We start from the raw sequence: 26,499 nt of genomic DNA, 5'->3' as shown, positions 1-26,499 counted from the left end.
CTGGGCGGCGGGAGCGGGCCCTACGTGGTTACGCAGGCTACCGCCGACCTCCCGCCGCCGCGGTATTCGATTCAATCTTCCGGTCCGAAGATGCGGCGGCGTACTGCCAGCAACTGTAACTCCGGACGGGCCGCCACGTGGCGTTCACATTTGTCCAGCACCTCTGTGAGATGTCCCATGCCCCCGCTGACCATGGCGACGCCCAGCAGTGTGCGGCGGTATCGATCGTGTTCCCCACCCTCGGCCGCGCACACGCCGAAGCGCTGCAGTTCGGCCAGCACGGGCCGGATCACGGAGCGCTTCTCCTTCAGCGAATGAATATCGCCGAGCAGAATGTCGAACTCCAGCGCCCCGACGTACAACGGCTCACCTCTTCGTGATGCGTCCCGGCCAAAGACACGCCGGGAAAAGGGGACTCGAACATCCCGGGACACAGGGACCTCGAGCGTGCCGGAACCAGGTGTTTCCACGTACTGGTTCCGGCACGCTTTTCGCCGGAACTAGTCCCGCGGCTTCTCGCGAAGCTCGTAGGCCTCGATGATGTCGCCTTCCTTGATGTCGTTGTAGCCCAAGGTCATACCGCACTCGAAGCCCTCGCGGACCTCCATGGCATCGTCCTTCTCGCGGCGCAGCGACTGGATGGTCGTATCGGCGACCACCACGCTGTCGCGGAGCAGGCGGGCCTTGGCGTTGCGCTTGACCGACCCGGAGGTGACCATGCAGCCGGCGATGTTGCCGAACTTCGACGACCGGAAGACGGCCCGGATCTCGGCGCGACCCAGCTCGACCTCTTCGTAGATCGGCTTGAGCATGCCCTTGAGGGCCTTCTCGATCTCGTCGATGGCCTGGTAGATCACCGAGTAGTACCGGATGTCCACGCCCTCGCGGTTGGCCAGCTCGTTGGCCTTGCCCTCCGCGCGCACGTTGAACCCGATGATGATCGCGTTCGACGCCGAGGCCAGGTTGACGTTGGTCTCGGTGACACCACCGACACCGCGGTCGATGACGCGCAGCCGCACCTCGTCGCCGACCTCGATACCGAGCAGCGCCTCCTCGAGGGCCTCGACGGTACCGGAGTTGTCGCCCTTGATGATCAGGTTCAGCTCCGAGGTCTCCTTCAGAGCGGCATCCAGATCTTCCAGGCTGATCCGCTTGCGGCTGCGGGCGGCCAGCGCGTTGCGCTTGCGTGCGCTGCGCCGGTCGGCGATCTGCCGCGCGATGCGGTCCTCGTCGACCACCAGCAGGTTGTCACCCGCGCCGGGCACCGACGTGAAGCCGATGACCTGGACCGGACGCGACGGCAGCGCCTCTTCGACGTCCTCGCCGTGCTCGTCGACCATGCGGCGCACGCGGCCGTAGGCGTCGCCGGCGACGATCGAGTCGCCGACCCGCAGCGTGCCGCGCTGCACCAGCACGGTGGCCACCGGGCCACGGCCGCGGTCCAGGTGCGCCTCGATGGCGACACCCTGCGCGTCCATGTCCGGGTTGGCCCGCAGGTCCAGCGCCGCGTCCGCGGTCAGCACCACGGCCTCGAGCAGCTGCTCGATATTGGTGCCCTGCCGGGCGGAGATGTCGACGAACATGGTCTCGCCGCCGTACTCCTCGGCGACCAGGCCGTATTCGGTCAGCTGCTGGCGGACCTTCTGCGGGTTCGCGCCTTCCTTATCGATCTTGTTGACCGCCACCACGATCGGCACGTCCGCGGCCTGCGCGTGGTTGATGGCCTCCACCGTCTGCGGCATGACGCCGTCGTCGGCCGCGACCACCAGGATCGCGATATCGGTGGCCTTCGCACCGCGGGCACGCATGGCGGTGAACGCCTCGTGACCCGGGGTGTCGATGAAGGTGATCAGGCGCTCGTCCTCGCCGACCGCGGTCTTCACCTGGTAGGCACCGATGTGCTGGGTGATGCCGCCGGCCTCGCCCTCGCGGACGTTGGCCTTGCGGATGGTGTCCAGCAGTCGGGTCTTACCGTGGTCGACGTGACCCATGACGGTCACCACCGGCGGGCGGACCTGCAGATCGGACTCGTCGCCCTCGTCCTCGCCGTAGGTGAGGTCGAAGCTCTCCAGCAGCTCGCGGTCCTCGTCCTCGGGGCTGACCACGTGCACCGAGTAGTTCAGCTCGGCGCCCAGCAGCTCCAGGGTCTCGTCGCTCACCGACTGGGTCGCGGTGACCATCTCGCCGAGGTTGAACAGTGCCTGGACCAGCGTGGCCGGGTTGGCGTTGATCTTCTCGGCGAAGTCCGACAGCGAGGCCCCGCGGGCGAGGCGGATGACCTCGCCGTTACCGCGCGGCAGCCGCACGCCGCCGACGCTCGGTGCCTGCATCGAGTCGTACTCTTGCCGCTTCTGCCGCTTCGACTTGCGGCCCTTGCGGGGCGCGCCACCGGGACGGCCGAATGCGCCCGCGGCACCGCCGCGACCGCCACCGCCACCCGGACGGCCACCGCCGCCACCGGGACGACCGCGGAAACCACCGGCCGCGGGAGCACCGGCACCCGCACCGGGCGCGCCGCCGCCGCCACCGCGGTAGTTGCCGCCGCCCCCACCGGGACGACCGGCACCGGGCGCACCGCCCGGACGACCGGGACGACCGGCACCGGACGGGCCGGGACGGGCCGCACGCTGCGGCATCGCACCCGGGTTGGGCCGGGGCGGCATCGAACCGGGGCTCGGACGCGGACCGGACGGACGCTGACCGCCGCCCTGCGCGGCGGCCGGACGCGGACCACCCTGACCGGCGCCGGGACGCGGGCCCGGCGTCGGCCGGGGACCACCCTGCGACGGACCCGGACGCGGGCCACCGGGGCCCGGGGCCGGGCGCGGAGCCGGGCGTTCCGGAGCCGAGGAATACGGATTGTTGCCGACCCGGGGCGCCTTGGGACCGGGCCGGGGGCCGCTACCGCCCGGACGCGGGCCGCCCTGTCCCTGACCGCCGGAACGCTGCTGCTGCCCGGGGCGCGGGGCGCCAGGAGTCGGCCGCTGGTCCTGCGGGGCGGGGGCGGGCTGCGTGGAGCCGGTGGGCGAAGGCGCAGCCGGGCGCGGTGCGGGGCCGCCGGGCTTGGGGGCCGGACCGGGCTTCACCGCGGGCCCCGGCTTCGCGGAAGCCTCGGGCTTGGCGGCCGGAGCCTCCTCTGCCTGCTTGGCTGTCTGCTTGGCCTGTGCCGGGCTGGGCGCAGGGGTACGCGGCCCGGGGCGCGGACCGGGTGTCGCACCGGACGCGGGCTTGGCCGCCGGGCGCGCCTGGTTCTGACCGGGCTTCGCGGATGTCTTGGTGCCGTTCGACGGGGCGGACTTCGCCGCGAACGACTCTCGCAGCCGACGGGCGACGGGGGCCTCCACCGTCGACGACGCCGACTTCACGAACTCGCCCTGCTCCTTCAGCGTTGCGAGTAGTTCCTTGCTCGTGACACCGAGTTCTTTTGCCAACTCGTGCACGCGGGCCTTGCCTGCCACTGCTCTCCTCACTGAGAGGTCGAGCGTGGCGCCCGTCCGTTGGACGGAAAGCCCGCACGACCTCCGGTTATCTTCGATGGCCGTTCATCGTTGGTACTTCATCACGGTGTGCTCATGAGTGCTCGTGCCTGTTCTCCACGTAGTTCTCCAGGGCTGAGATATCCAGTGTTCCGGACACTCTTAGCGCTCTGCCGAACGCCCGGCGCCGAACTGCTGTGCTCAGACAAGCCGAAGAGGGGTGCAACCAGGCACCCCTTCCGGGAAGTCTGCGCCGCGGATCGGGAACGACCGCAACGCCGCCTTGTTCCGACGACAGCGCCACGACCCGCAACAGATCGGCGGCCAGCTCGCGTTTCCGACAGCCGATGCAGGTCCGGACGGGTGCAGACACCCGTACAGCGCACAGAGAAGTCGGAGACTCGTGCTGAGCCTGCGTCCACTCTACCGCTGCCACGTCCCGATCCCCGCATCCAGCCCTCTGGTTAGTTACCAACATGTCATCCTGAGGCCCGCACGCAGCACGCGCGAGCCATTTTTGATCAGGGCTTTCGAGCCCATCACCACGTTCCTCATCCCGGCCGAGCCCGTCACCACTTTCCTCATCCCGGCATGCTCTTGCCGGGATCCCTACCCGTGCTGGGCCTCGGTGCGGGGCATCGTTCCCGCAACATCGGGAGCCGCGTCGGAGCGGATGTCGATGCGCCAGCCGGTCAGCCGCGCGGCCGACCGCGCGTTCTGACCCTCCTTGCCGATCGCCAGCGAGAGCTGGAAGTCGGGGACGACAACGCGGGCCGCGCGGGCCTCCGGGTCGACGATCGTGACGGATACAACCTTCGACGGGCTCAGCGCATTCCCGACGAAGGTCGCCGGATCGTCGGCGTAGTCGATGATATCGATCTTCTCCCCCGCCAGCTCGCTCATCACGTTGCGCACCCGCTGACCCATGGGCCCGATACAGGCGCCCTTGGCGTTCACGCCCGGCACAGTGGTCCGCACGGCGATCTTGGAGCGGTGCCCGGCCTCGCGGGCCACCGCCACGATTTCGACCGAACCGTCGGCGATTTCGGGCACCTCGAGCGCGAACAGCCGCCGCACCAGATTCGGATGGGTGCGCGAGAGCGTGATCTGCGGCCCGCGCGGGCCCCGGGAGACGCCGACCACGTAGCACTTGATGCGATCGCCGTGCTCATAGGTTTCGCCGGGCACCTGCTCGGCGGGCGGGATCAGCCCCTCGGCGCCGTGGGCCTCGCTGCCGATGCGCACCACCACCGTGCCGCGGGCGTTCATGCGGGCATCGCGCTGGACGACGCCGCCGACGATATCGCCCTCATGGGTGGAGAATTCGCCGAAGGATTTCTCGTTCTCGGCGTCGCGCAGCCGCTGCAGCACCACCTGGCGGGCGGTGGTGGCGGCGATGCGGCCGAAACCCTCTGGCGTGTCGTCCCATTCGGAGATGACGTTGCCGTCGGCGTCGAGCTCGCGGGCCATCACCCGCACCACACCGGTCTTCTGGTTGATGTCGATGCGGGCGTTGGGCTGGTGCCCCTCGGTGTGCCGATAGGCGGTCAGCAGCGCGGACTCGATCGCGGAGATCACGGTCTCCATCGAGATCCCCTTGTCGGCGACGATCGCGCGCAGGGCTTCGATTTCGATGTTCATTCCACGATCCCTTCGGTCGACGCGACTACACGGTTGAGTACCACTCCATCTGCTGTTTCTTCCCCGGAGTCGGATGCACCCGGTTCCGGGCGCCCGGGGGCGACCCCGCCCGCGAGCTCCATCTCCGCCGCGCCGGGCGGCGAGAATTCGACCCGCACGACGGCTTTTTCGATATCCGCCAGCGGCACGGTGACGCGGTGCGGTCGTCGTTTTCCGCCGATCACCAGGGCGATGTCGGTTTCGGTGGCCGCACCCACCCGGGCGTCGAAGCGGGCGCTGCCCTCCGGGGTGGGCGCGCCGGGGCGCAGGGTGACGCGCACCTTGCGGCCGCGGGCGCGGCGCCAGTGACGGGGTGCGGTGAGGGGGCGGTCGATACCGGGTGTGGTGACCTCCAGCAGATACGAGGTCGCGCCGAAATCACCGGCGTCGTCGAGGGCCTGAGAGATGTCCGAACTCAGTTCCGCGACCGCGTCCAGGTCGACTCCGGAGTCGCTGTCGACGATGACTGTCACGCGCGCCTGCGACCCACCGGCAGCCGTGATCGCTACGCCCTCGAGGTCGAATCCTCGGCGCTCGACGAGCCCAGCAACAAGCTGGCTCACCCTTTCCTCGGTCGGCATCGGCATGTGGGGCGGCTCCTGGTTCAATTGTGGCGCGGTGGAGTTGTCGGTATTGGTCCTGGTCGGGCACGGTCGGCGCGCGGTTTCGGCGGAATACTCCGCCGAAGGTCTAGCGTAACGCGCCCGAAGAGTGTAAAGGACCAGCCAACCTTCTCCAGTTTCCCATGGGTGTACCTGCGGACTCGACAGCGTCCGTGCAGATCACAGCGTGTCGGGCGGGCTCGGCGAATTGTCTCGAGACAACGGCTGGCACGATGTAGACGTGCCGATCATCACCCCCGCTCTGAACCGTCGATCAATGCTGCGGATCGCCGGAGGCGGCGTCCTCGCCGCCGGCGCCATGGGGGCGACGGCATGTTCGGAGAAGCAACCGCCCGGGCCGGATGTGCTACTGGCACAGGAGCAGTCGGCGCGCACGGATGCCGTGTGGGCGAAGGCCGCCGCGGCGGTGGCGCCGGAGCGGACGGTCGCGCTGAACCTCATCGCGGCTCAGCGCACCGAACACGCCGACGCCCTGCGTGCCGAGATCGATCGCGCGCTCGGGGTGTACGGCGACGGCACCAAGCCGAAGTCGAACAACCCGCCCGTGCCACCCCCGCCCGCTCCGTCACCACCACCGACCGTCGCGGCGCTGCGCGACCAGCTGACCCGATCCCAGCGGTCGGCCGCCGACCTGGCCACCACCCTGTCCGGCCACCGCGCGGGTCTGCTCGCCTCGATCAGCGCCTGCTGCGCAACCCACGCGGGGGTGCTGCTCGCATGACCGCCGACCACCAGGCCCTCACCGAAGCCCTCAACGCCGAATACGCGGCCGTCTACGCCTACGGGGTCATCGCCGCCTACGCCTCCCCCGAACGCACCAAGATCGTGGCCGAATACTCCGCCGCCCACCGCGCCCGCCGCGACGCCACCATCGACGCCCTGAAATCCGCCGGTGTCCCCGTCCCCACCCCCGCCGCGGCCTACACCCCGCCCTTCCCCGTCAACGACCCCATCCCCGCCGCCAAACTGGCCGTCACCGTCGAATCCGACACCGCGACCGCCTGGCGCTACGTCGTCGAACACTCCAACACCCCGACCCTGCGCCGCACCGCCCTGGAGGCCCTCACCGAATCCGCAGTCCGCCTGGCGACTTGGCAATCCATCCTCGGCACGAACCCCGCGACGGCCTCGTTCCCCGGCAAGGCCTGACGAACCTGGTCGGGCCGCCCGGCGAAACCCGGGCGGCCCGTCGAACTCAGCCGCGGGCCTTGGTCAGCACCGCTGCTACGGCCTGGTCGGCCGCGATCTCCTCGCTCGTGCCCGTGAAGCGGTCGCGCAACTCGACCTTGCCGTCCGCCCAGCCGCGGCCGACGACCAGGACCAGCGGCATGCCCAGCAGTTCGGCGTCTTTGAACTTGACGCCCGGGGAGGCGGTGCGGTCGTCGAGCACGACCTCGAGGCCCGACGCATCCAGTTGTGCGGCAAGCTGTTCCGCACCCTCGCGGGCGGCGGCATCCTTGTTGGCGATGACGACGTGGACATCGAAGGGGGCGACCTCGCGGGGCCAGCGCAGGCCCTTGTCGTCGTGCATCTGTTCGGCGAGGACCGCGACCATGCGGGAGACGCCGAGGCCGTAGGAGCCCATGATCAGCCGGACCGGTTTGCCGTTCTCGCCGAGCACGTCGACCTCGAAGGCGTCGGTGTACTTGTAGCCGAGCTGGAAGATGTGGCCGACCTCGATGCCGCGCGCGGCGTGCAGCACGCCGCGGCCGTCGGGCGAGGGATCGCCGTCGCGGACCTCCGCGGCCTCGATGGTTCCGTCGGGGGTGAAATCGCGGCCCGCGACCAGGCCGACCACATGCTTACCGGGTGCGTCGGCACCGGTGATCCACAACGTGCCCGACACCACCCGCGGGTCGACCAGGTAGCGAACCCCGTTGTCCTGCAGCGCCTTCGGGCCGATGTAGCCCTTCACGAGGAAAGGGTTGGCGGCGAAGTCGGCGTCGGTGAGCAGTTCCACCTCCGCCGGTTCCAGCGAGGCGCCCAGCCGCTTGTCGTCGACCTCGCGATCGCCCGGGATGCCGATGCCGACGATCTCGGTCTTGCCGTCGGGGTGATGCAGCTTGACCATCACGTTCTTCAACGTGTCGGCCGCGGTGATCGGGCGCCCGTACTGCTCCGCGATCCCAGCGGAATTGGCCCAGTCGACCAGCGTGGCGATGGTCGGGGTGTCGGGGGTGTCGTGGACCTGCGCCGCGGGCTGCCCCTCGATCGGGATCTCCGGCGGCGCGGGCGTCACCACGGCCTCGACGTTCGCCGCATACCCGGACTCGCGGCAGATCACGTAGGTGTCCTCGCCGACCGGACTGTCGGCCAGGAATTCCTCCGACGCGCTACCGCCCATCGCGCCCGAGGTGGCCGCGACGATCACGTACCTCACCCCGAGCCGGTCGAAGATCCGCCGATACGCCTCGCGATGCGCGTTGTAGCTTCTCTTCAGCCCGTCCTCGTCCAGGTCGAACGAGTACGAGTCCTTCATGATGAACTCGCGCCCGCGCAGGATGCCCGCGCGCGGCCGCTCCTCGTCGCGGTACTTGGTCTGGATCTGGTAGAGCGTGACCGGCAGATCCTTGTAGGAGTTGTACTCACCCTTCACCGTGAGCGCGAACAACTCCTCGTGCGTCGGCCCGAGCAGGTAGTCGCCCTTCTTGCGGTCCTGCAGCCGGAACAGGCTGTCGCCGTACTCGGTCCAGCGGTTGGTGGTCTCGTACGGTTCACGCGGCAGCAGCGCGGGCAGCGAAATCTCCTGGCCGCCCATGGCGTCCATCTCCTCCCGCACCACGGTCTCGACCTTGCGCAGGACCCGCAGGCCCAGCGGCAACCACGAGTACACCCCCGGCGCGACGCGACGGATGTATCCGGCACGGACGAGAAGCTTGTGGCTGGGCACCTCGGCGTCGGCGGGATCGTCACGCAGGGTGCGCAGGAACAGGTGGGACAGACGGGTGATCACGGCTGCACAGCGTAGCCCGTGCTCCGACCGTGCTCGCAAAGCATTACCGTATCGGCTCGTGCTGGTGATCTTGCCTCCCTCCGAAACCAAGTCCGACGGCGGTGAACTCGGCCCGCTGGACCTGGATGCCCTGTCGTTGCCGCAGCTCACCGCGGTGCGCGACAAATTGGTCACCGAATTGATCGCGCTGGCGGCCGAGCCGGACGCCGCGCGCACCGCGTTGGGTCTCGGCAAGGGGGCTGATACCGAGCTCGCGCGCAACGCCGCCCTGCGCACCTCCGCCACCCGCCCCGCCCTCGAGCGCTACACCGGTGTGCTCTACGACGCACTGGATGCCGGTTCGTTCACCAAGGCTCAGCGCGAGAAGGCGCTCTCCCGCCTGGCCATCGGCTCGGCGCTGTTCGGGGTGGCGCGCGCGGGCGACCCGATTCCCGCCTATCGGCTGTCGGGCGGCTCGAAACTGCCCGGACTGCCGACCCTGGCGTCGATCTGGAAGCCGGTCCTGGCTCCGGCGCTGCGCGCGGAGACCGCCGGGCAGCTGGTGGTCGATCTGCGTTCGGGCACCTATCAGCAGCTGGGCCGCATTCCGGGTGCTATCACCGCTACGGTTCTCACCGAACGCCCCGACGGCACCCGCACGGTGGTCAGCCATTTCAACAAGCACCACAAGGGGTTACTGGCGCGAGCACTGGTAGCCACCCGCTCCGAACCCGCCGGCATCCGCGACCTCGCCCGCGTCGCCGAGAAGGCCGGACTCCGGGTCGAAACGGCCTCGTCGACCGAACTGCTCGTCCTCACCTAGCGGCGCTATGGATCGGGTAGAGCGTCGCTATCCCTCCACCTCCGGAGGACGGGTGCGGCGCAGGACCCACTGCTCCAAACGGTCCAGGCTGCCGCTGCAGACGATTGCGCCTTCGCCGTCGACGAGATTCCAGCCGAAGGGCGGGTTCGGTTCGCGCTCGACGCGATAGCCGGGCCCCGCATCGGTTTCGATGGTGTGCGCCCATTCGCGGACCGAATCGAGCGCTTGTGAATGCTCCGGTTCGGGGAGTGGCTCGCGCGTGCTCACCTCGGCGCACTTTCGTCGAGGCACACGACGGATGCGGTGTCGGATGCGCTGTGCACGGCCACGTTCCCTGTCCGGTTGCGGGCGAGTCGCCCTCGACGGCCATGGTACCCACGCGCGTTGCCGCGATGTTGCCGAACACGGATGCCGCGAGCTGGTAGAAGTGGGCTGGTGGACAACGAAGGGACCGATCCCGAGCTGATCGAGCTGGCGACCAAGCTGTTCGACCTGGCCCGCGCGGGCGATGTGACGGCTTTGACCGCATATCTGGACGCGGGTGTGCCGGTGAACCTGACGAACGACCGCGGCGACACGCTGCTCATGCTGGCCGCCTATCACGGCCATCTGGATGCCGTGCGAGTGCTGCTGGATCGCGGCGCCGATCCGAACCGCGCCAACGACCGCGGGCAGACCCCGGCCGCGGGCGCGGTGTTCAAGGGCGAGGACGAGATCGTGCGGGCGCTGCTGGCAGCGGGCGCCGACCCGGACGCCGGTACCCCCTCGGCGCGCGACTCGGCGACCATGTTCGGCAAAGCCCAGCTGCTGCAGCTGTTCGGCAACTCCTGACTCGCCCGCCCGTCAGCGCAGCCGGGCGATCACCTTGGCGAAGGCCTGCATGTCGTGACTGGTCACCGTGAAGTAGGTGATTCCGAAGCGGTCGCGGAACTCGCGCAGGGTGTCGGCGATCCCTTCTTCGGAGCCGTGCAACACCGTGGGCACGGTCAGCAGTTGCTCGTCGGAGAAGTCGGGATAGAACAGGGGGGCCAATCCGAAGTCGGCCGGGCCGGAGCCGTCGATGTGGACGGACAGGATCATCAGATTGAGTTCCAGCTCGGCGAACCTCTCCCCGGCCGCCCGGCGCAGGAGATCGACGCGCTCGGGCAGCGTGCCCCGCTGCGTCACATCGTCGCCGGGCTGCACGCCGGCGATGCCGACGGTGTCGGCGTGCCGGGCGGCGAGCGTGAGCAGCCGATCACCCTGCCCCGCAACGACGATCGGGATGCGCGGTTGCACCGGGCGCGGCTGATGAGCCGGATCCGCCAACAGTCGCCGCACCTCGGTCACCGTGTGTTCGAGATGATCGATGCGGCTGCCCGCACTCGGGAACGGAATCTCGGCCGCCTCGAATTCCTCCCGGGCATACCCTGCGCCGAGTCCCAATTCGAACCGGCCGTCGCTGAGCTGGTCCACGGCCGCGACGTCGCGGGCCAGCAGGGCCGGTCGAAAGAAGCCGGCGTTGAGGACGAAAGTGCCCAGCCGGACCCGCTCGGTCACGTCGGCGGCGGAGACCAGCGTGGGAAAGGGCGCCACCATCCCCAGATGGTCCGGGACGAGCAGCACGTCGTACCCGAGATCCTCGACCTGACGTGCCGCCTGCTGCCATTCGGTCTTCGAGGCCGAGGCCCGCATGCTGGCACCGAACCGGAACTCTCGCGTGGTCATCACTGTCCTTCGTGTCGGGAAAGGTGGAGTGGCACTGACCCTTCCAGCCTTCCCAAATACCGGTCGCGAGCGCACGCGATTTTTCGTTCGTGCCGGAAACCGGCAGCAGGCGTCGCCTCGACGACGTTTACCGGAGGACAGCTAGTCGGCCACACCGATGTCCTCGTACCAGAGCTGCGGCTGCTCGGCGATGAACTTCTCCATCATCTCGATGCACCGCGGATCGTCGAGCACCGTGACCGACACCCCGTTCTCGGCGAGCCAGTCGTGGCCGCCGGAGAAGGTCCGTGCCTCACCCACGATGACCGTGCCGATGTTGAACTGGCGCACCAGCCCACTGCAATACCAGCACGGCGACAGCGTGGTCACCATGATGGTGTCGCGATAGTCGCGGCGACGGCCCGCGTTGCGGAAGGCGTCGGTCTCGGCGTGCACACTCGGGTCGTCGTTTTGTACGCGCCGATTGTGCCCGCGCCCCAACAGATTTCCGGCGGAATCGAACAGCGCGGCCCCGATCGGGATACCGCCTTCGGCCAGTCCTCGCTGCGCTTGTTCGTATGCCGCCTCCAGCAGCTGCTCGGCTTTGATCATGATGATCATGGTGCCATCGCCCGCGTCCGGCATCGGCGTCCGGGCTCACCGCTCGTGGGTTTCCTCCAGCACCGTGCGGCCCAGCAGCAGATAACGGTCCGGATCGCGGCGTTTCAGGTACTGGGCGTAGCAGATGCCGAAGAGCGCGACCGCGGCCACCAGCCACGGCGTCGCCTTCAGAATCACCGAACCGGCCTCACTGCCCGCCGCGGTACTCATGTTGAACACCAGCAGCGCCACCACACCGAGCATCGCCAGCCCGCCGAGCAGCGGAGCGACCAGCGTGCGGAACCAGTGCCGGCTCTCGGGGTGATGCGTGCGGAAATACGCCAGTACCGCGAACGAACACACCGACTGCACGACCAGGATCGCCATGGTGCCCAGAATCGCCAGCAGCGTGTAGATGCCGTTGTAGGGATCCTTACCCGCCAGCCCCATGGCCAGCACGATCAGCGCCGCGACCACGGTCTGCACCACGCCCGCGATATGCGGTGAACCATGCCTGGGATGGGTGCGGCCGACGGTGCGCTGCAGGCCGGGCAGCGCGCCCTCGCGCCCCAGCGCGTACAGGTAGCGGGCCGCGCAGTTGTGGAAGGCCATCCCGCAGGCCAGCGATCCGGTGATCATCAGCCACTGCATCACGTCGACGGCCCAGTGCCCGACATAGTGGGTGGTCGGGTTGAAGAAGACGTTCATCGGATTGTCCGACCCGGCCAGCGCCACCGCCCGATCCTGCCCGTTGCCGGAAATCGCCATCCAGGAGACGAAGACATAGAAGATGCCGACACCCAGCACCGCAACCATGGTGGCGCGCGGGATGATTCGTTTCGGATCGCGCGACTCCTCGCCGTACATGGCGGTCGATTCGAAACCCACCCACGACCAGAACGCGAAGAACAACCCCAAACCGGCCGAGGCACCGTGGAATACGTTCACCGGATTGAGCGGGGTGAGCGAAAATCCGTCCGGCCCACCGCCGTGCAGCGCGACCGAGACCGCCATCACCGCCAGCACGGTCACCTCGGTGGCGAGCAATGCCACCAGTAATTTCTCCGCGACGGCGACACCGAACCAGGTGCCCATGGCATTGATCGCCAGCATCACGATCGCGAAGACCCACCACGGAATGTGCACACCCGCCTGATCGGTGAAGGTGTTGGTGGCGAAACTGGCGAAAATGCCGACGATCGACGGCTCGAAGACCATATATGCGAAGGCCGCCAGCAACCCGGCCGCCAAGCCCATGGTGCGGCCGAGTCCGTAGGAGATGAACCCGTAGAACGCGCCGGTCGCGGTGATGTGCTTGGACATGGTGGTGAACCCGACCGAGAACACCGCCAGCACCACCATCGCGATCAGAAATGCCGCGGGCGTGCCGATCCCGCTGCCCGAGTTGATCATGAACGGCACATTCCCGGTCATGGCCGTGATCGGTGCCGCGGTGGCGATCGCCATGAACACCACGCCGAGCAGGCCGACCGCATTCGGTTTCAGCCGGTGCATATGTCCGTGCTCGTCGGCGGCCGCCGGCCTGACCGTGCTGGTGTCCATGCCACAACTCCTCATCACTCGGTCGAAAGACCTTGGTGAATTGTCGAGGCCGCCATGTTGCCGCGAGATGAAACGGCGTTACCACCAGCAACGAACTGTGTGACTCCAGCCACAAATGCGACATTTCGACCGGAAAGCTGTGAGCCCGATTACATTTCGTCGGGCATGGCGGTCAGGTCGCGGATGAGCAATGCGGTGTGCAGCGAGGTGCGGACCTCCCCATCGTCGAGATCGACATCGAGGATGCGTTCGATGCGCGCCAACCGGTCGTAGAGGGTGGGCCTGCTGATATTCATCCGCCGGGCCAACTCGGTCTTGTTCCCGGCCACGTCGAGGAACTGCCGCAGGGTGACGGCGAGATCACCGCGGTGGCGGATGTCGTGGCGCAGCAGCGCGCTCAGCTCGGTCTCGGCGAAGCGCTGCACGCCGGGCTCGTTGCGGATCAGCGACAGCAGCCCGCGCAACCGGACGTCGCCGCTGCGGTAGAAGGCGCGTGGCGCAGCCGATTTCAGCGACAGCGCCACCTCGGCGACGTGCCCGGCGTGGGTGAGCTCGCGCGCGGTGTCCAGCAGCGACTCCGATTCCGCGCCCACACCGATCGCGACCCTGCGCACCCCGTCGACGCGGCGCACCTCCGCGCCGATGGCCGTGCACACCTCACCGAGCCGCTCGTCGAGATCACCGCCGCGGCCGACGGCCAGGATCACGGTGACCCGGTGCTGATCGGCGGCGCTCAACGCCGTCGCCTTGGTCAGCGCCACACCGTGCCCGACCGCGTCGAGCAGCGCCGCCCCGCGCCGCTGCCGCGCCACCGGATCCGCTTCGACCGGTGCGGCGACATGGATGGCCAGCGGCACGTACCGGGCCCGGCGGGCCAGCCCGAGCGCCGCGGCCCGCGCCACCGCGTCCTGCTCGTCGCTGACGCGGCCGCCGACCATATCGTCGATGAGACCGGTCTGAGCCTGCCGGTGCAGTCCGAACCGATCCTTCTCGATCATCCGGTGCAGGGTCAGCGTCTGGGCGGCGCGTTCGAGCACCATCCGGGCGCGGGCGGTGGGAATTCGGTTGGAGCGCAGGATCAGCCGCCCCCAGCGCTGGGTATGCGGGCCCACCGGCACCACACTCCAGTCGTCGGAGAGCATACGCGAGGTGGATTCCCAGTTCTCCAACAGCGCCGCCGTGGAGGTGTGCCGGGCGGTCAGCGCCAGCACCCGATGCGCCAGATCCTCCAGGATCACCGACGAATCCAGTAGGTTCGCCGCGGTTTTCACGATCTCGGGCAGGGAGGCGCGCCGCACGCTCAGCGCGGTGAAGGTCTCGTGCACCGAATGCGCGAATTCCAGTTCCGCGTACTGGTCGGCCACGATCACCCGGTGCACGGACTCGGTGACCTCGACGAATCGGGTGATGCGCCGCAGCGCGACGACCGGCAGGCCGAGCCGGTCGGCAGCGGCGACAACAGGCGGGCTCAATTCGGTGACGTAGCTGCCGAGTTCGACGACCAGCCCCGAAACACCCGCCGCCGCCAGCGATTCCAGATATGTCACGCTCGCCCGGGTGCCGTGCGCGAGCGGCTGCCCCGTGGTGAGGATGAGTTCGCGCCCGGCCAGCAGCGTCGCCACATCCGAGACCTCGCTGACGTGCACCCAGCGCACCGGCCGCGACAGGCCCTCGCGACCGCCCGCCACCTCGGGCTCCCCGGCGCGGACGACGGGCATGGCGAGGATGTCGGCAACGGTCGGAAGCACCGACGAATCGTAATACGAAATGCCCGATTGTCGACACTTTGTCGCCACTCAGCGGGACTTCACGGCGTGATAGTTAGGGATACCACTCGCCGTAAAGGAGAACCATGCAGACCATTGCGCACTGGGTTGACGGTAAGTCGTTCACCGGGACCGGTGCGGCGAGCGCGCCGGTGACCAACCCGGCGACCGGCGTGGTGACCGGGCAGGTCGCGCTGGCCGACGCCGCCGACGTGCGGGCGGCCGTCGCGGCGGCGGCCGCGGCCTTCCCCGCCTGGCGCGACACCTCGCTGACCCGCCGCACCCAGATCCTGTTCCGGTTCCGGGAACTGCTCAACGAACGCAAGGACGAGCTGGCGGCCGTCATCACCGCCGAGCACGGCAAGGTGGCCTCCGATGCGCTCGGCGAGGTGACCCGCGGCCTGGAGGTCGTCGAATTCGCGTGCGGCATACCGCATCTGCTCAAGGGTGGCTTCACCGAGAACGCGTCGACGAAGGTGGATATCTTCTCGCTGCGCCAGCCCCTGGGGCCGGTGGCGATCATCTCGCCGTTCAACTTCCCGGCCATGGTGCCGATGTGGTTCTTCCCGATCGCGATCGCGGCCGGGAATACCGTGGTGCTCAAGCCGAGTGAGAAGGACCCCTCGGCCTCGCTGTGGCTGGCCCGGCTCTGGGCCGAGGCCGGTCTGCCCGCGGGCGTATTCAACGTGGTACAGGGCGACAAGGTGGCCGTCGACGAACTGCTGGACAACCCTGGCATCAAGGCGGTGTCGTTCGTGGGGTCGACACCGATCGCCCGCTACGTCTATCAGCGCGGCACCGCCGCCGGTAAGCGCGTGCAGGCGCTGGGCGGGGCGAAGAACCACATGGTGGTGCTGCCCGACGCCGATCTGGACCTGGCCGCCGATGCCGCGGTCAATGCCGGATTCGGCTCGGCGGGTGAGCGCTGCATGGCGGTGAGCGTCCTGGTGGCGGTCGGTGACGTCGCCGACGACCTGGTGGCCCGGATCAGCGAGCGCGCCGAGACGATCAAGACCGGTGACGGCACCCGCGGCACCGATATGGGCCCGCTGGTGACCCGTCAGCATCGGGACCGGGTCGCCGACTACATCGCCGCCGGTGAATCCGAGGGCGCCGCCGTCGTTCTCGACGGACGCGGCATCCGCGCCGACGGTGAGGCGGACGGATTCTGGCTGGGCCCCACCATTCTCGACCACGTGCGTCCCGAGATGAGCGTCTACACCGACGAGATCTTCGGTCCGGTGCTGTCGGTGGTCCGTGTGGACAGCTACGACGAGGCGCTGGCGCTGATCAACGCCAACCCCTACGGCAATGGCACGGCGATCTTCACCAACGACGGCGGGGCCGCCCGCCGGTTCCACACGGAGGTGGAGGTCGGCATGGTCGGCATCAACGTGCCGATCCCGGTTCCGATGGCCTACTACAGCTTCGGCGGCTGGAAGGCCTCGCTGTTCGGCGACTCGCATGCGCACGGCGTCGACGGCGTGCAGTTCTTCACCCGCACCAAGGCCGTCACCACCCGCTGGCTCGATCCCAGCCACGGCGGACTGAATCTCGGTTTCCCGCAGAACCACTGAACCAGGACCTGCCCATGACACTCCCCAACGGACTCACCGTCGAGGCGGCGCGGGCGGAGGCCGAACGCGCCTACGCCCTCGATCGCGAACACGTCTTCCACTCGTGGTCGGCGCAGAAGCAGCTCACGCCGATGACCATCACCGCCGCGCAGGGGTGCTACGTGTGGGACGGCGACGGCAACCGGCTGCTCGATTTCTCCTCCCAGCTGGTCAACACCAACATCGGTCATCAGCATCCGAAAGTCGTTGCGGCCGTGCAGGAGCAGGCGGCCAAGCTGTGCACCGTCGCGCCGCAGCACGCGAACGCGGCGCGCTCGGAAGCGGCCCGGTTGATCGCCGAGCGCACGCCCGGCGAGCTGAACCGCATCTTCTTCACCAACGGCGGTGCCGACGCGATCGAGCACGCGGTGCGGATGGCCCGCCTGCACACCGGGCGCCCGAAGGTGTTGTCGCGCTACCGCTCCTATCACGGCGGCACCGAGACGGCGATCAATCTCACCGGCGACCCGCGGCGCTGGCCCAATGATCGGGGCGCGAGCGGCGTGGTGCACTTCTATGGCCCGTTCCTGTATCGGTCACAGTTCTACTCCCGCAACGAGACCGAGGAGACGCAGCGGGCGCTGGCGCATCTCGAGCAGACTATCGCCCTGGAGGGGCCGGAGACGATCGCGGCGATCGTGCTCGAATCGGTGCCCGGCACAGCGGGAATCATGGTCCCGCCGCCGGGATATCTGGCGGGCGTGCGCGAGCTGTGCGACCGGCACGGGATCGTGTTCATCGCCGACGAGGTGATGTCGGGCTTCGGCCGGACCGGAAAGTGGTTCGCCATCGAGCATTTCGATGTGGTCCCGGATCTGATCACCTTCGCCAAGGGCGTCAACTCCGGCTATGTGCCGCTCGGCGGGGTGGCCATCGCACCGCACATCGCCGCGAGCTTCGACGAGCGCGCCTATCCGGGCGGCCTGACGTATTCGGGTCATCCGCTGGCCACCGCCGCCGCGGTCGCGACGATCACGGCCATGGCCGAGGAAGGCATCGTCGACAACGCCGCCGACATCGGCGCCCGGGTGCTCGGTCCGGGCCTGCGTGAGCTGGCCGAACGCCACCCCAGCATCGGCGAGGTCCGGGGACTGGGAGTGTTCTGGGCGCTGGAGCTGGTGCGCGACAAGGCGACCCGGGAACCGCTGGCCCCCTACGGCGGCACCAGTCCGGCCATGACCGAGCTCGCCGCGGCCTGCCGGGCGGCGGGGCTGCTGCTGTTCGTGAACTACAACCGGCTGCACGTGGTGCCGCCGTGCACGATCGCCGAGGCCGAGGCCAAGGAGGGGCTGGCGATCCTGGACGAGGCGCTGGCGGTGGCCGATCGGCACACCGCAGCCGCATAATGCCCGCAACGGAGTCAGGAGTCGTATGAGTCATACCCATTTGCAGTTCATCGCGGGCGAGCGACGGCCGGGGTCGGCGGAGGAGCTGTCGATCATCGAACCGGCCACCGGCGCGGAGATCACGACGGGCACCGCCGCCGCCACTACCGACGTCGACGCCGCCGTTTCGGCTGCGGCGCAAGCTTTTCCGGAATGGTCCTCCCGGACCCCCGCGGACCGATCGGAGGCGCTGTACCGGTGGGCCGATGTCCTGCGCGGCCGTGCCGACGAGCTGGCCGCCCTGGAATCGCGCAACGGCGGCAAACCCATCAAATTGGCCGAGGGCTTCGATATTCCGGGCGTCGTCGACAATGTGGCGTTCTTCGCCGGTGCGGCGCGCAATCTCGACGGGAAGGCGTCGGCGGAGTATTCCGGCGACCACACCTCCACGATCCGGCGCGAACCGGTGGGCGTGGTCGGCTCCATCGCCCCGTGGAACTACCCGATGCAGATGGCGGCGTGGAAGATCCTGCCCGCAGTCGCGGCCGGAAACACCGTGGTGCTCAAGCCTTCCGAGATGACACCGCTCACCTCGCTGGTGTTCGCCGAGACCGCCGTCGAGGCGGGGATCCCGGCGGGAGTGATCAATATCGTCACCGGCACCGGCCCGGTCACGGGTGCGGCGCTGGTGTCGCATCCCGAGGTGGCGATGGTGTCGTTCACCGGTTCGACCGTGGTCGGGCGGCAGGTGGCGGCCACCGCCGCCGGTGCGGTCAAACGCGTGCACCTGGAACTCGGCGGCAAGGCGCCGTTCGTGGTGTTCGACGACGCCGACCTGGAGGCCGCCGCCCGCGGGGCCGTGGCCGGTGCGCTGATCAACGCCGGGCAGGACTGCACGGCCGCCACCCGCGCCTATGTGCAGCGGCCCCGCTACGACGAATTCGTGCAGCGGGTCGCCGAATTGCTCGAAGGGGTCCGGATCGGGCCGGTCGACGATCCGGAGACCGATCTGGGGTCGCTGATTTCGCTCGCGCACCGCGATCGTGTCGCCGCCATGGTCGAGCGGGCTACTGCGGCGGGCGCGAAAATCGTTCGCGGCGGCCGGATTCCGGCGCACACCCCGGACGCGGGCGCCTACTACGAGCCGACGCTGATCACCGATGCCGCGCAGGACTCGGAGATCGTGCAGCAGGAGGTGTTCGGTCCCGTCCTGGTCTGCCTGCCGTTCGACACCGACGACGAGGCCATCGACCTGGCCAACGACACCGTCTACGGGCTGGCGGCCTCGGCGTGGTCGAACAATGTGTTCCGCACCCAGCGCGCGGCCCGTGAAATCCGCGCGGGCTGTGTGTGGATCAACGACCACATTCCGATCATCAGCGAGATGCCGCACGGCGGATACCGGGCCTCCGGATTCGGCAAGGATATGTCGGCGTATTCGTTCGACGAGTACACCAACATCAAACACGTCATGTCGGATATCACCGGCGCCACCCGTAAACCCTGGCACGATGTGATATTCCACGGCGACTGACCTAGCGGATTTGCGACAAACCCGGCGGCGGGGCGCGGTACCGTGAGGCCATGTCGTTCCAGCCTCAGCGGTGGACTCCGCCGTCGGCGACGCCCCGCGCCCGCGAAACCCGCAGTACCCCACCGATGCCCGCGCCCCGGCTGCTGCCGCTGCCGGGAGCCGGGCCGGAGGATGTGGTGGTGGCACCGGACGGCAGAGTGCTGACCGGCATCGCCGACGGGTCGGTGCTGGCCGTCGATCCCCGCGACGGCGCGGTCGAGCAGATCGCGCACACCGGCGGCCGGCCGCTGGGCCTGCACGCGGGTTCGGACGGCTCGCTGCTGATCTGCGATTTCGAACGCGGACTGCTGCGCCTGGACAAACCGCACGGCCAGCTCGAGGTCCTCGTCGACCAGGTGGACGGGCAACGGCTTCCCTTCGCCAGCAATGTGGTCGAGGACGGCGAGGGCACGATCTACTTCTCCTCCTCGACCAGAAGGTATCCGCTCGACAAGTACACGGGCGACTTCCTCGAGCACTCCGGAACCGGGCGGCTGTTCCGCCGCACGCCGGACGGCAGCGTCGAAACCCTGCTGGACGGGCTGCAATTCGCCAACGGCGTCGTGCTGGCCCCCGACCGGTCGCAGGTGCTGGTGGCCGAGACCGCCGCCTACCGCGTCGCCCGCTATTGGCTCAGCGGTCCGAAGGCCGGAACCTCGGACTATCTGGTCGAGAACCTGCCCGGCTTCCCCGACAACATGGGCCTGGGCAGCGACGGCCTGGCCTGGGTGACCCTGGTGACGCCGCGAAACCCCCTGCTGGACACGCTGCTTCCGCTGCCGGGCATCCTGCGCCGCATCGTCTGGGCGATCCCCGAGCAGCTGCGGCCGAAACCGGCCAAGACGGCCTGGGTGCAGGCCTACGACTTCGACGGCACCCTCGCCCACGACCTACAGCGCGAAGGCGGCGACTACGCCATGGTCACCGGCGTAGCCGAACAGACCGGCACCCTGTACCTGGGCAGCCTCACCGAACCGGCCATCGCGGTCACCTACATCCCCGGCTGACCCCACGGCTGGTCAGACCTGCTGGGCCTCTTGCTCGGCGTGCTGGGCCTGCGCGAGTTGCTGGGGGGTGTAGCGCAGGCTGAGCGCGACCACGCCGACGATCACGACCACCACCGCGCAGACGAACAGCACGAAGGTGTACCCGCTGCTGAGCGCGGCGATCTCGGTGGGGTTCATATCCGCCACCTTGCCGCTGCTCCCACCCCGAGACAGGGTGCGCGACAAGGCGACCGGCGTCAGCAGGCCGATCGCGACCGGGCCACCGAGGTTGAATGCCATCTGGCCGATCGCGCTCAGCGGCCCGATGTTGCCGACCGGAACCCCGACCAGCAGGCACAGCGGGACGACCACGATGACGATGCCGACGCCGAAACCGATCACCGGCAGCAGGATCAACAGCGTCGGGACATAGGTAACCGACTCGTCCAGCGTAGATCCGACGAACAGACCGGCGGCCAGCACGGCCGCGGAGGCGCTCAGCAACCAGCGGGGCTGGATCAGCATCGCCAATTTCGATGCCAGGGCACCACCGGCACCGATGCCGACGGTGAACGGAATCGCCGCGATACCCGCCATCAGTGGACTGTAGCCGAGCACGTTCTGCATGAACTGGGCGACATAGAACGTCATCGCACCCATGACCCCACCGGCCAGCACGATCGCCGCGAAGGTGGCCACCCGATCGCGCTGATCGAACAGCGACCACGGCAGCAGCGGATTGTCGACGCCCCGCTCCGCGAAAACGAACACCAGCAACAGCACGAGGCCCACGGCGATGGACCCGAGGATGACCGGATTCGTCCAGCCCATCTCCGGTCCCTCGGTCGCGCCGAACACGATGGCCACGCAGCCGAGGGTGCCCAGCACCGCCCCGCGCACATCGAGGGTGATCCGATGCCGCGTGGTGTCGGACAGGCAGTAGACCGCGCCGAGCACGATCAGCGCCCCGATGGGCACATTGATGAGGAAGATCCACCGCCAACTCAACTGGGTCAGCGTGCCGCCCACGACGAGCCCGCCCACCGAGCCGAGGGCCATCATCGACCCGTAGATGGCGATCGCCTGGCTGCGCACCGGACCGGGCGCGAACGTACTCACCACGAGCGCCATCGCGGTCGGTGCCGCGACAGCCGCACCCGTGCCCTGAATCGCCCGCGCGACCAACAGCATCCAGTCGTTCTGCGCCGCCCCGCACAGCGCCGACGCCAGCGTGAACAGTGCCACGCCGTAGATGAGCATCCGCTTTCGCCCGAAGACGTCGCCGAGCCGCCCACCGAGCAACATCAGACCGGCGAACGGCAGACCGTAGGCGGTCACCGTCCACGCGCTGGCGGCATTGGACAGCCCCATCTGCTCCTGCAGGCGGGGAATCGCGAAGATCACCACGGTGCCGTCCAGCACCACCATCAGATTCAGCCCGCTGAGGACCAGGATCGGCAGCCCGAAGGCCCGCTTGGTCACCGGATATTGCATCGTCGACGCGGGGTTATCGAGCACAGTGACTCACTGTATCGGATATTCGGCGGGGGTCCGGTCGTCGTCCGGGGCGCCCGCGGTGAACGCCGCGGTGGGGCCGATGACGACGATGGCCGGGGCACGGATGCCCTCGGCGCGCACGCGTTCGGCGGCCGTGGCCAGGTCGGCGCGCAGCACCCGCTGGGTGCGCAGGCTGCCCTCCTGGATCACGGTGACCGGGGTGTCGGCGGGGCGGCCACCGGCGATCAGCGCGGCGGCGAACTGTTCGATCCGCTCGACCGCCATCAGCAGCACGATGGTGCCGCGCAGCCGGGCCAGGGCGGGCCAGTCCACCAGCGAGTCCGGGTGGTCGGGTGCGACGTGCCCGCTGACCACCACGAATTCGTGGGTGACGCCGCGATGGGTGACGGGGATTCCGGCCAGGGCGGGCACCGAGATCGCACTGGTGACACCCGGCACCACCGTCACCGGGATCCCGGCGGCCACACAGGCCTCCAGTTCCTCGTAGCCGCGCCCGAATACGTACGGATCGCCGCCTTTGAGACGGACGACGAATTTGCCCGCCTCGGCCCCCTCGATGAGCGCGGTGTTGATCGCCTCCTGCGCCATGGCCCGCCCGTACGGGATCTTGGCGGCGTCGATCACCTCCACCTCCGGCGACAGCTCCGCCAGCAGCTCCGGCGGCGCGAGCCGGTCGGCGACAACGAGATTCGCCCGGGCCAGCAGTCGCCGCCCCCGCACGGTGATCAGATCCGGATCGCCGGGGCCGCCGCCGACCAGGGCCACCCCGGGCGGGATCGGCTCCGAATCATCGGTCACCACCCCGGACTGCAGGGCCTCCAGCAGCGCGGTGCGCACCGCGGCCGAGCGCCGATGCAACCCACCCGCCAGCACCCCCAGCGACAGGCCCTCGTAGCGGGCGGTGGCGGGGGTGACGGCGGTGCCGAGCCGGGCGTTGTCGGCGCGCACGCAGAAGATGCGGCGGCGGGTGGCCTCGGCCACGACGGCGGCATTGGTGTCGGGTTCGTTCGTGCACGCGATGGCGTACCAGGCACCCTCGAGATCGCCGTCGGCGTAGTCGCGCAGCGCGACGGTGATCTGGCCGGCGGTGGCCATCCCCTCCACGGCCGGTGTCACCGCCCGGCTGACGACGTGGACATCGGCGCCGGAGGCGATCAGCAGCCCGAGTCGGCGTTGGGCGACGGTGCCGCCGCCGACCACGACCACGCGACGGCCCGCGAGATCGAGCCCGACCAAATAGTTCGGGTCACCGGCATGCTGGTCATCTGGGGTGTTCGGCACAAGGTTCGAGCCTACGACCTGGCGTCCCGCCGCCCGGAACCGGCCGCTACAGGCGGCCGAGCACCTTCGTCGGCGTGATGCGCACGATGACCCGCTCGGCATCGTTGACCGCATCCGGATTGAAGTCGGCGTAGCGCTGTCCGGTGTACTTGAGCGACATCCGGTCGGCCCATGACTTGTCCGGATCGGGAATCAGGGTGACCGTTCCGCGGATCTCGGCGTACACATACGGGTTCTCCGGTGGGTTGATCATGATCGTCACCCGCGGATCACGACGCATGTTCTTGTACTGCTGCCGCGTCACGGTGGTGGAGTACCACAGCTCATCACCGTCACGGTCGAGCCAGGTGACGGTCAGATGCGGCTGACCGTCGCGGCCGATGGTGGCCACGGTGACAAAGGGTTTACCGTCGTCGAGGTACTTCTTCAGATCATCGGAGAATTCAACCGTCACGTCGGATGCGAACCCGACCGGGCGGCGTGGAATTCCCGCGCGAAGCAAGGACCGGTCTGCTTCTATGCTTCGGTCATGCGACGCGCCGCCTTCCGGATCCTGGCCGTGCTGGCCGCCTTCGTGCTGGTGACCGCGCCGGCCGCCACCGCCGACGAGGCGTACCGGCCGCTGGGCATGATCGAGGCGGCATTCGCCGAGCCCGGCCCGTGGGCGGTGAGTTCACAACTCGGTATGGGCTGCTGCGATTCGACCGGCGCGGCCTACGACGTCTGGTATCCCACCGATCTGGGTGCGCACGGCGTCCACCATCCGATCATCACCTGGGGTAACGGGACCAACGCGGTGCCGAGCCAATACGACTACCTGCTGCGCCATCTGGCGTCGTGGGGTTTCGTCGTGATCGCCACGGAGAACCGCAACACCGGCTCGGGAGCCGATATCGCCGGGGCCGTACGGTTTCTGATCGAGCAGGCCGCCGACCCGTCGAGCATCTTCCACGACCGGCTGAACACCGAGGCGGTCGGCGCCATGGGCCATTCGCAGGGCGCCACGGGTGTGCTCAACGCGATGATCGGCTCGGGCGGTGCGATCAAAACAGCGGTGGCGACGGAACTTCCGGCACAGGCGTTCTGCGGTAGCCCGGAGCGCTGCACCGACACCCACCGGTTGAGCTCCGGCTCGGTGCTGTTCGTCAACGGCTCCAGCGACGCCCTGATCTCGCCGTCGGAACAACTGCCCGGCCTGCCCGGCTTGCAGTCCAACCGCGCCTACTACGAGGCCACGCCCGCCTCGGTGACCAAGGCATGGGGAACCCTGAACGGCCCGAACCACAACGATATTCAGGGCCAGCCCGATTGCGCACAGGCATCCAAGCCGTGCACCACCGGCGTCTACGGCTACCTCGGATACCCCACCGCGTGGCTGGTGGCCCGGCTGTGGGGATGCGGGGCCGCGGGGCAGGGGTTCATACCCGGCTCGGGTGAGTTCTATCGGCCGAACCCCTATTGGGCCAACCAGATCGGCGCCGAGGCGAGCTGAACAACCGGCCGCCCCGTCCGGAGCTCGGGATCCGAACGGGGCGGCGGTCGCGGCCCGGTGCGTGGGCGGCCCGGACCGGGTCACGGGGACGTCTATTCGTCCCGGATCCAGTGAAAGCCGGTGCTGCGCAGGGGGAACGTGTTCGGATCGACCCTATCGAGCGTGATCGTGACCGGGTGTCCGTCCAACTCTCCCTCGAGTCGCAGCCGGTCCGGACCGGGCTGCTGGAAGGTGAAGGTGCCCAATGGCTTCGGCTGAGCATCCTGGCCCGCGGGTAGGTCGGCGAGTTCCACACGATGCGTCGCGGTGTCCACCTTCACCTGCGCGGGCACCAGCGTGCCGTCCATGCGCTGGTAATCCATGACGCCCGGATAGTCGAAAACGATTCGCTGCCAGCGTGTTTCATCTGTAAGCAACGGCGGCACAGCCTGCCCGTCCCGGGCAAAGTCCTGTACCGCCCAGATCCCGTACAGCGGCGGTTTGGGCCGGTCGGGCCCCTCGTCGCGCCAGAACTGCATGCTGACGTGCAGAAGGCTCGAGCCGATCCAGATACCGAGTGCGATCTGAACGGCGGCGGCGATCCGCCGGGATGTCCGCGTCCGGAACGGATACGGCGCGGTCGACGGTCCCGTCGCACGATCGAGCACCAGCACCTCCACCAGTCTGCGTGCCTGCGGGGCGAGCAGGAGCAGCGACATCAGCAACAGATGGCCCGACAGGATCTTCACCGGCACATCGAAGGTCAGATTCAGCACGAACACCTGCGCCATCGAAACCACGCTCAGCATCGCGCCCACGACCGCGGTCCGCGGTATGAACAGCAGGACACCGGCCAGCACCTCTGCCGCACCGAGCAGTATCTGGTATGGCATCGATGTGCCGACCTGATTCCACAGCACCCCCATAGGCGTGAATTCGCCGTAGGGCGTCAACAGTGTGGTCAAGCCGGGTTCGGGCATCTGGGTGGGAATCAACTTCCCGAACCCGTAATTCAACATCTGCCCCGCCACGCACAGGCGGACGAACAGCAGGAACCATCCGGCGAGGCGACGGTGTTCGGTGCGCCGCCGAGCCAGCAGCGTCCACGCCGCCGTCCCCACCGTCGCGACGACCAGCAGACAGAACAGCTGAACCCAATAGATCGTCTGATCTCCGCTGCCGGTTCCGCGCACCACCGCGTCCACACCGAAAACGGTGCGGCCCACCCATCCAAGCAGCGGCCCGAGCAGAGTCGTCTGCCATATCACCGCGTCCGTCGAACCGCCGAGCCAGGTGATGAACCATCTACCGAATTCGGTGATGAGTTGGGGATATGTCAGGCAGAACAAGCCGAAATACAGGAATGTGAAGCGAAATACTATGCGGGTGAGCGGATTCCAGCCCGCATGCTCGGAGTGTTCCGTATCCGGTTGCACCTGCGACGAATTCGCCGCGGTTACGACTGAGCCCACATCAGTCCCTTCCATGAAAGCCGACGCATCGAAGCTACGGAGCGCAACCCTCGCTCCGCCTCCGGGAAACACCCCGAATTCGCGATACGTCTCCCGGATTACGTGCCG

At 68.6% G+C, this 26,499-nt stretch carries 24 protein-coding genes; 9 read left to right on the top strand and 15 right to left on the bottom strand.

Annotation, left to right across the window (positions count from 1 at the left end; genetic code table 11):
• Positions 1 to 71: 71 nt before the first annotated feature.
• The 5 genes from IU452_RS13190 to rimP all read right to left on the bottom strand — a co-directional run bounded on the left by IU452_RS13190 (position 72) and on the right by rimP (position 5,743).
• Positions 72 to 362 carry a DUF503 domain-containing protein gene (locus IU452_RS13190; RefSeq protein WP_195109287.1) on the bottom strand — a complete coding sequence of 97 codons (291 nt, stop codon included), beginning with the start codon at positions 360 to 362 and terminating at the stop codon, positions 72 to 74.
• A 138-nt stretch (positions 363 to 500) separates the two neighbouring features.
• Positions 501 to 3,458: a translation initiation factor IF-2 gene (gene infB / locus IU452_RS13185; RefSeq protein WP_195109286.1), complete on the bottom strand. Its 2,958-nt coding sequence runs from the start codon at positions 3,456 to 3,458 to the stop codon at positions 501 to 503.
• Between the two features lie 112 nt (positions 3,459 to 3,570).
• The gene (locus IU452_RS13180) at positions 3,571 to 3,864 is read right to left on the bottom strand and encodes a YlxR family protein (protein ID WP_228817722.1); all 294 of its coding nucleotides are present in this window, start codon (positions 3,862 to 3,864) and stop codon (positions 3,571 to 3,573) included.
• Positions 3,865 to 4,085: 221 nt separating this feature from the next.
• A complete protein-coding gene (gene nusA / locus IU452_RS13175; RefSeq protein ID WP_195109284.1) occupies positions 4,086 to 5,117 on the bottom strand; it encodes a transcription termination factor NusA in 1,032 nt (343 codons plus the stop codon).
• The gene (gene rimP / locus IU452_RS13170; protein WP_195109283.1) at positions 5,114 to 5,743 is read right to left on the bottom strand and encodes a ribosome maturation factor RimP; all 630 of its coding nucleotides are present in this window, start codon (positions 5,741 to 5,743) and stop codon (positions 5,114 to 5,116) included. Before rimP ends, nusA begins: the two co-directional genes overlap by 4 nt.
• A gap of 256 nt (positions 5,744 to 5,999) precedes the next feature.
• Between rimP and IU452_RS13165 the strand changes: the two genes are divergently transcribed.
• Positions 6,000 to 6,500, top strand: coding sequence for a hypothetical protein (locus tag IU452_RS13165; protein ID WP_324192592.1), 501 nt, complete (start codon positions 6,000 to 6,002; stop codon positions 6,498 to 6,500).
• On the top strand, positions 6,497 to 6,928 hold the full coding sequence (locus IU452_RS13160) for a ferritin-like domain-containing protein (protein WP_195109282.1): 432 nt from the start codon (positions 6,497 to 6,499) through the stop codon (positions 6,926 to 6,928). Before IU452_RS13165 ends, IU452_RS13160 begins: the two co-directional genes overlap by 4 nt.
• A gap of 46 nt (positions 6,929 to 6,974) precedes the next feature.
• Here IU452_RS13160 and IU452_RS13155 read toward each other — a convergent pair whose 3' ends face one another.
• The gene (locus IU452_RS13155) at positions 6,975 to 8,732 is read right to left on the bottom strand and encodes a proline--tRNA ligase (RefSeq protein WP_195109281.1); all 1,758 of its coding nucleotides are present in this window, start codon (positions 8,730 to 8,732) and stop codon (positions 6,975 to 6,977) included.
• A gap of 58 nt (positions 8,733 to 8,790) precedes the next feature.
• Here IU452_RS13155 and yaaA point away from each other — a divergent pair, with 58 nt between their 5' ends.
• Complete coding sequence (gene yaaA / locus IU452_RS13150) at positions 8,791 to 9,534, top strand: peroxide stress protein YaaA (RefSeq protein ID WP_195109280.1); 744 nt, start codon at positions 8,791 to 8,793, stop codon at positions 9,532 to 9,534.
• Positions 9,535 to 9,561: 27 nt separating this feature from the next.
• On the opposite strand, the gene IU452_RS13145 is transcribed toward yaaA, so the two are convergent.
• Positions 9,562 to 9,801 carry a hypothetical protein gene (locus IU452_RS13145; protein WP_195109279.1) on the bottom strand — a complete coding sequence of 80 codons (240 nt, stop codon included), beginning with the start codon at positions 9,799 to 9,801 and terminating at the stop codon, positions 9,562 to 9,564.
• 141 nt (positions 9,802 to 9,942) lie between these two features.
• Here IU452_RS13145 and IU452_RS13140 point away from each other — a divergent pair, with 141 nt between their 5' ends.
• Positions 9,943 to 10,365: an ankyrin repeat domain-containing protein gene (locus tag IU452_RS13140; protein WP_195109278.1), complete on the top strand. Its 423-nt coding sequence runs from the start codon at positions 9,943 to 9,945 to the stop codon at positions 10,363 to 10,365.
• A gap of 12 nt (positions 10,366 to 10,377) precedes the next feature.
• Here IU452_RS13140 and IU452_RS13135 read toward each other — a convergent pair whose 3' ends face one another.
• From IU452_RS13135 to IU452_RS13120, 4 genes are all read right to left on the bottom strand, one after another.
• The gene (locus IU452_RS13135; RefSeq protein WP_195109277.1) at positions 10,378 to 11,241 is read right to left on the bottom strand and encodes an LLM class F420-dependent oxidoreductase; all 864 of its coding nucleotides are present in this window, start codon (positions 11,239 to 11,241) and stop codon (positions 10,378 to 10,380) included.
• A 141-nt stretch (positions 11,242 to 11,382) separates the two neighbouring features.
• Positions 11,383 to 11,832 carry a nucleoside deaminase gene (locus IU452_RS13130; protein WP_228817508.1) on the bottom strand — a complete coding sequence of 150 codons (450 nt, stop codon included), beginning with the start codon at positions 11,830 to 11,832 and terminating at the stop codon, positions 11,383 to 11,385.
• Positions 11,833 to 11,877: 45 nt separating this feature from the next.
• Positions 11,878 to 13,383, bottom strand: coding sequence for an APC family permease (locus tag IU452_RS13125; RefSeq protein WP_228817506.1), 1,506 nt, complete (start codon positions 13,381 to 13,383; stop codon positions 11,878 to 11,880).
• Between the two features lie 149 nt (positions 13,384 to 13,532).
• Positions 13,533 to 15,101, bottom strand: a complete 1,569-nt coding sequence (locus IU452_RS13120) for a PucR family transcriptional regulator (protein ID WP_228817713.1) — start codon at positions 15,099 to 15,101, stop codon at positions 13,533 to 13,535.
• 134 nt (positions 15,102 to 15,235) lie between these two features.
• Between IU452_RS13120 and IU452_RS13115 the strand changes: the two genes are divergently transcribed.
• Genes IU452_RS13115 through IU452_RS13100 form a run of 4 tightly spaced genes read left to right on the top strand, consistent with a single transcriptional unit; the run spans position 15,236 to position 20,670 of the window.
• Positions 15,236 to 16,726, top strand: a complete 1,491-nt coding sequence (locus IU452_RS13115) for a CoA-acylating methylmalonate-semialdehyde dehydrogenase (protein WP_195109275.1) — start codon at positions 15,236 to 15,238, stop codon at positions 16,724 to 16,726.
• Between the two features lie 14 nt (positions 16,727 to 16,740).
• The gene (locus IU452_RS13110) at positions 16,741 to 18,111 is read left to right on the top strand and encodes an aspartate aminotransferase family protein (protein ID WP_195109274.1); all 1,371 of its coding nucleotides are present in this window, start codon (positions 16,741 to 16,743) and stop codon (positions 18,109 to 18,111) included.
• A 25-nt stretch (positions 18,112 to 18,136) separates the two neighbouring features.
• Positions 18,137 to 19,624, top strand: a complete 1,488-nt coding sequence (locus tag IU452_RS13105) for a gamma-aminobutyraldehyde dehydrogenase (protein ID WP_195109273.1) — start codon at positions 18,137 to 18,139, stop codon at positions 19,622 to 19,624.
• A gap of 50 nt (positions 19,625 to 19,674) precedes the next feature.
• The gene (locus tag IU452_RS13100; RefSeq protein WP_228817504.1) at positions 19,675 to 20,670 is read left to right on the top strand and encodes an SMP-30/gluconolactonase/LRE family protein; all 996 of its coding nucleotides are present in this window, start codon (positions 19,675 to 19,677) and stop codon (positions 20,668 to 20,670) included.
• A gap of 12 nt (positions 20,671 to 20,682) precedes the next feature.
• On the opposite strand, the gene IU452_RS13095 is transcribed toward IU452_RS13100, so the two are convergent.
• Genes IU452_RS13095 through IU452_RS13085 form a run of 3 tightly spaced genes read right to left on the bottom strand, consistent with a single transcriptional unit; the run spans position 20,683 to position 23,902 of the window.
• Positions 20,683 to 22,167: an MFS transporter gene (locus IU452_RS13095; RefSeq protein ID WP_324192589.1), complete on the bottom strand. Its 1,485-nt coding sequence runs from the start codon at positions 22,165 to 22,167 to the stop codon at positions 20,683 to 20,685.
• A 6-nt stretch (positions 22,168 to 22,173) separates the two neighbouring features.
• The gene (gene cobA / locus IU452_RS13090; protein ID WP_324192588.1) at positions 22,174 to 23,448 is read right to left on the bottom strand and encodes a uroporphyrinogen-III C-methyltransferase; all 1,275 of its coding nucleotides are present in this window, start codon (positions 23,446 to 23,448) and stop codon (positions 22,174 to 22,176) included.
• A gap of 46 nt (positions 23,449 to 23,494) precedes the next feature.
• On the bottom strand, positions 23,495 to 23,902 hold the full coding sequence (locus IU452_RS13085) for a PPOX class F420-dependent oxidoreductase (RefSeq protein WP_195109271.1): 408 nt from the start codon (positions 23,900 to 23,902) through the stop codon (positions 23,495 to 23,497).
• Positions 23,903 to 23,977: 75 nt separating this feature from the next.
• Here IU452_RS13085 and IU452_RS13080 point away from each other — a divergent pair, with 75 nt between their 5' ends.
• Entirely contained in the window at positions 23,978 to 24,940 is a 963-nt protein-coding gene (locus IU452_RS13080) for an alpha/beta hydrolase (protein ID WP_195109270.1), read from the top strand.
• Positions 24,941 to 25,032: 92 nt separating this feature from the next.
• On the opposite strand, the gene IU452_RS13075 is transcribed toward IU452_RS13080, so the two are convergent.
• Positions 25,033 to 26,391 carry a DoxX family protein gene (locus IU452_RS13075; RefSeq protein WP_324192587.1) on the bottom strand — a complete coding sequence of 453 codons (1,359 nt, stop codon included), beginning with the start codon at positions 26,389 to 26,391 and terminating at the stop codon, positions 25,033 to 25,035.
• Positions 26,392 to 26,499: the final 108 nt, after the last annotated feature.

It is taken from the genome of Nocardia transvalensis, assembly GCF_015477765.1.
In the GTDB taxonomy this organism is placed as follows: domain Bacteria; phylum Actinomycetota; class Actinomycetes; order Mycobacteriales; family Mycobacteriaceae; genus Nocardia; species Nocardia transvalensis_A.
This window is presented reverse-complemented; position numbering and strand designations above follow the sequence as displayed.

Excerpts from the sequence above, each read along its gene's own strand:
- nusA (WP_195109284.1), bottom strand. The coding sequence starts at position 5,117 with ATGAACATCGAAATCGAAGCCCTGCGCGCGATCGTCGCCGACAAGGGG.
- rimP (WP_195109283.1), bottom strand. The coding sequence starts at position 5,743 with ATGCCGATGCCGACCGAGGAAAGGGTGAGCCAGCTTGTTGCTGGGCTC.
- IU452_RS13160 (WP_195109282.1), top strand. The coding sequence starts at position 6,497 with ATGACCGCCGACCACCAGGCCCTCACCGAAGCCCTCAACGCCGAATAC.
- IU452_RS13140 (WP_195109278.1), top strand. The coding sequence starts at position 9,943 with ATGCCGCGAGCTGGTAGAAGTGGGCTGGTGGACAACGAAGGGACCGAT.
- IU452_RS13135 (WP_195109277.1), bottom strand. The coding sequence starts at position 11,241 with ATGACCACGCGAGAGTTCCGGTTCGGTGCCAGCATGCGGGCCTCGGCC.
- IU452_RS13130 (WP_228817508.1), bottom strand. The coding sequence starts at position 11,832 with ATGATCAAAGCCGAGCAGCTGCTGGAGGCGGCATACGAACAAGCGCAG.
- IU452_RS13125 (WP_228817506.1), bottom strand. The coding sequence starts at position 13,383 with ATGGACACCAGCACGGTCAGGCCGGCGGCCGCCGACGAGCACGGACAT.
- IU452_RS13120 (WP_228817713.1), bottom strand. The coding sequence starts at position 15,101 with ATGCCCGTCGTCCGCGCCGGGGAGCCCGAGGTGGCGGGCGGTCGCGAG.
- IU452_RS13115 (WP_195109275.1), top strand. The coding sequence starts at position 15,236 with ATGCAGACCATTGCGCACTGGGTTGACGGTAAGTCGTTCACCGGGACC.
- IU452_RS13110 (WP_195109274.1), top strand. The coding sequence starts at position 16,741 with ATGACACTCCCCAACGGACTCACCGTCGAGGCGGCGCGGGCGGAGGCC.
- IU452_RS13105 (WP_195109273.1), top strand. The coding sequence starts at position 18,137 with ATGAGTCATACCCATTTGCAGTTCATCGCGGGCGAGCGACGGCCGGGG.
- IU452_RS13100 (WP_228817504.1), top strand. The coding sequence starts at position 19,675 with ATGTCGTTCCAGCCTCAGCGGTGGACTCCGCCGTCGGCGACGCCCCGC.
- IU452_RS13080 (WP_195109270.1), top strand. The coding sequence starts at position 23,978 with ATGCGACGCGCCGCCTTCCGGATCCTGGCCGTGCTGGCCGCCTTCGTG.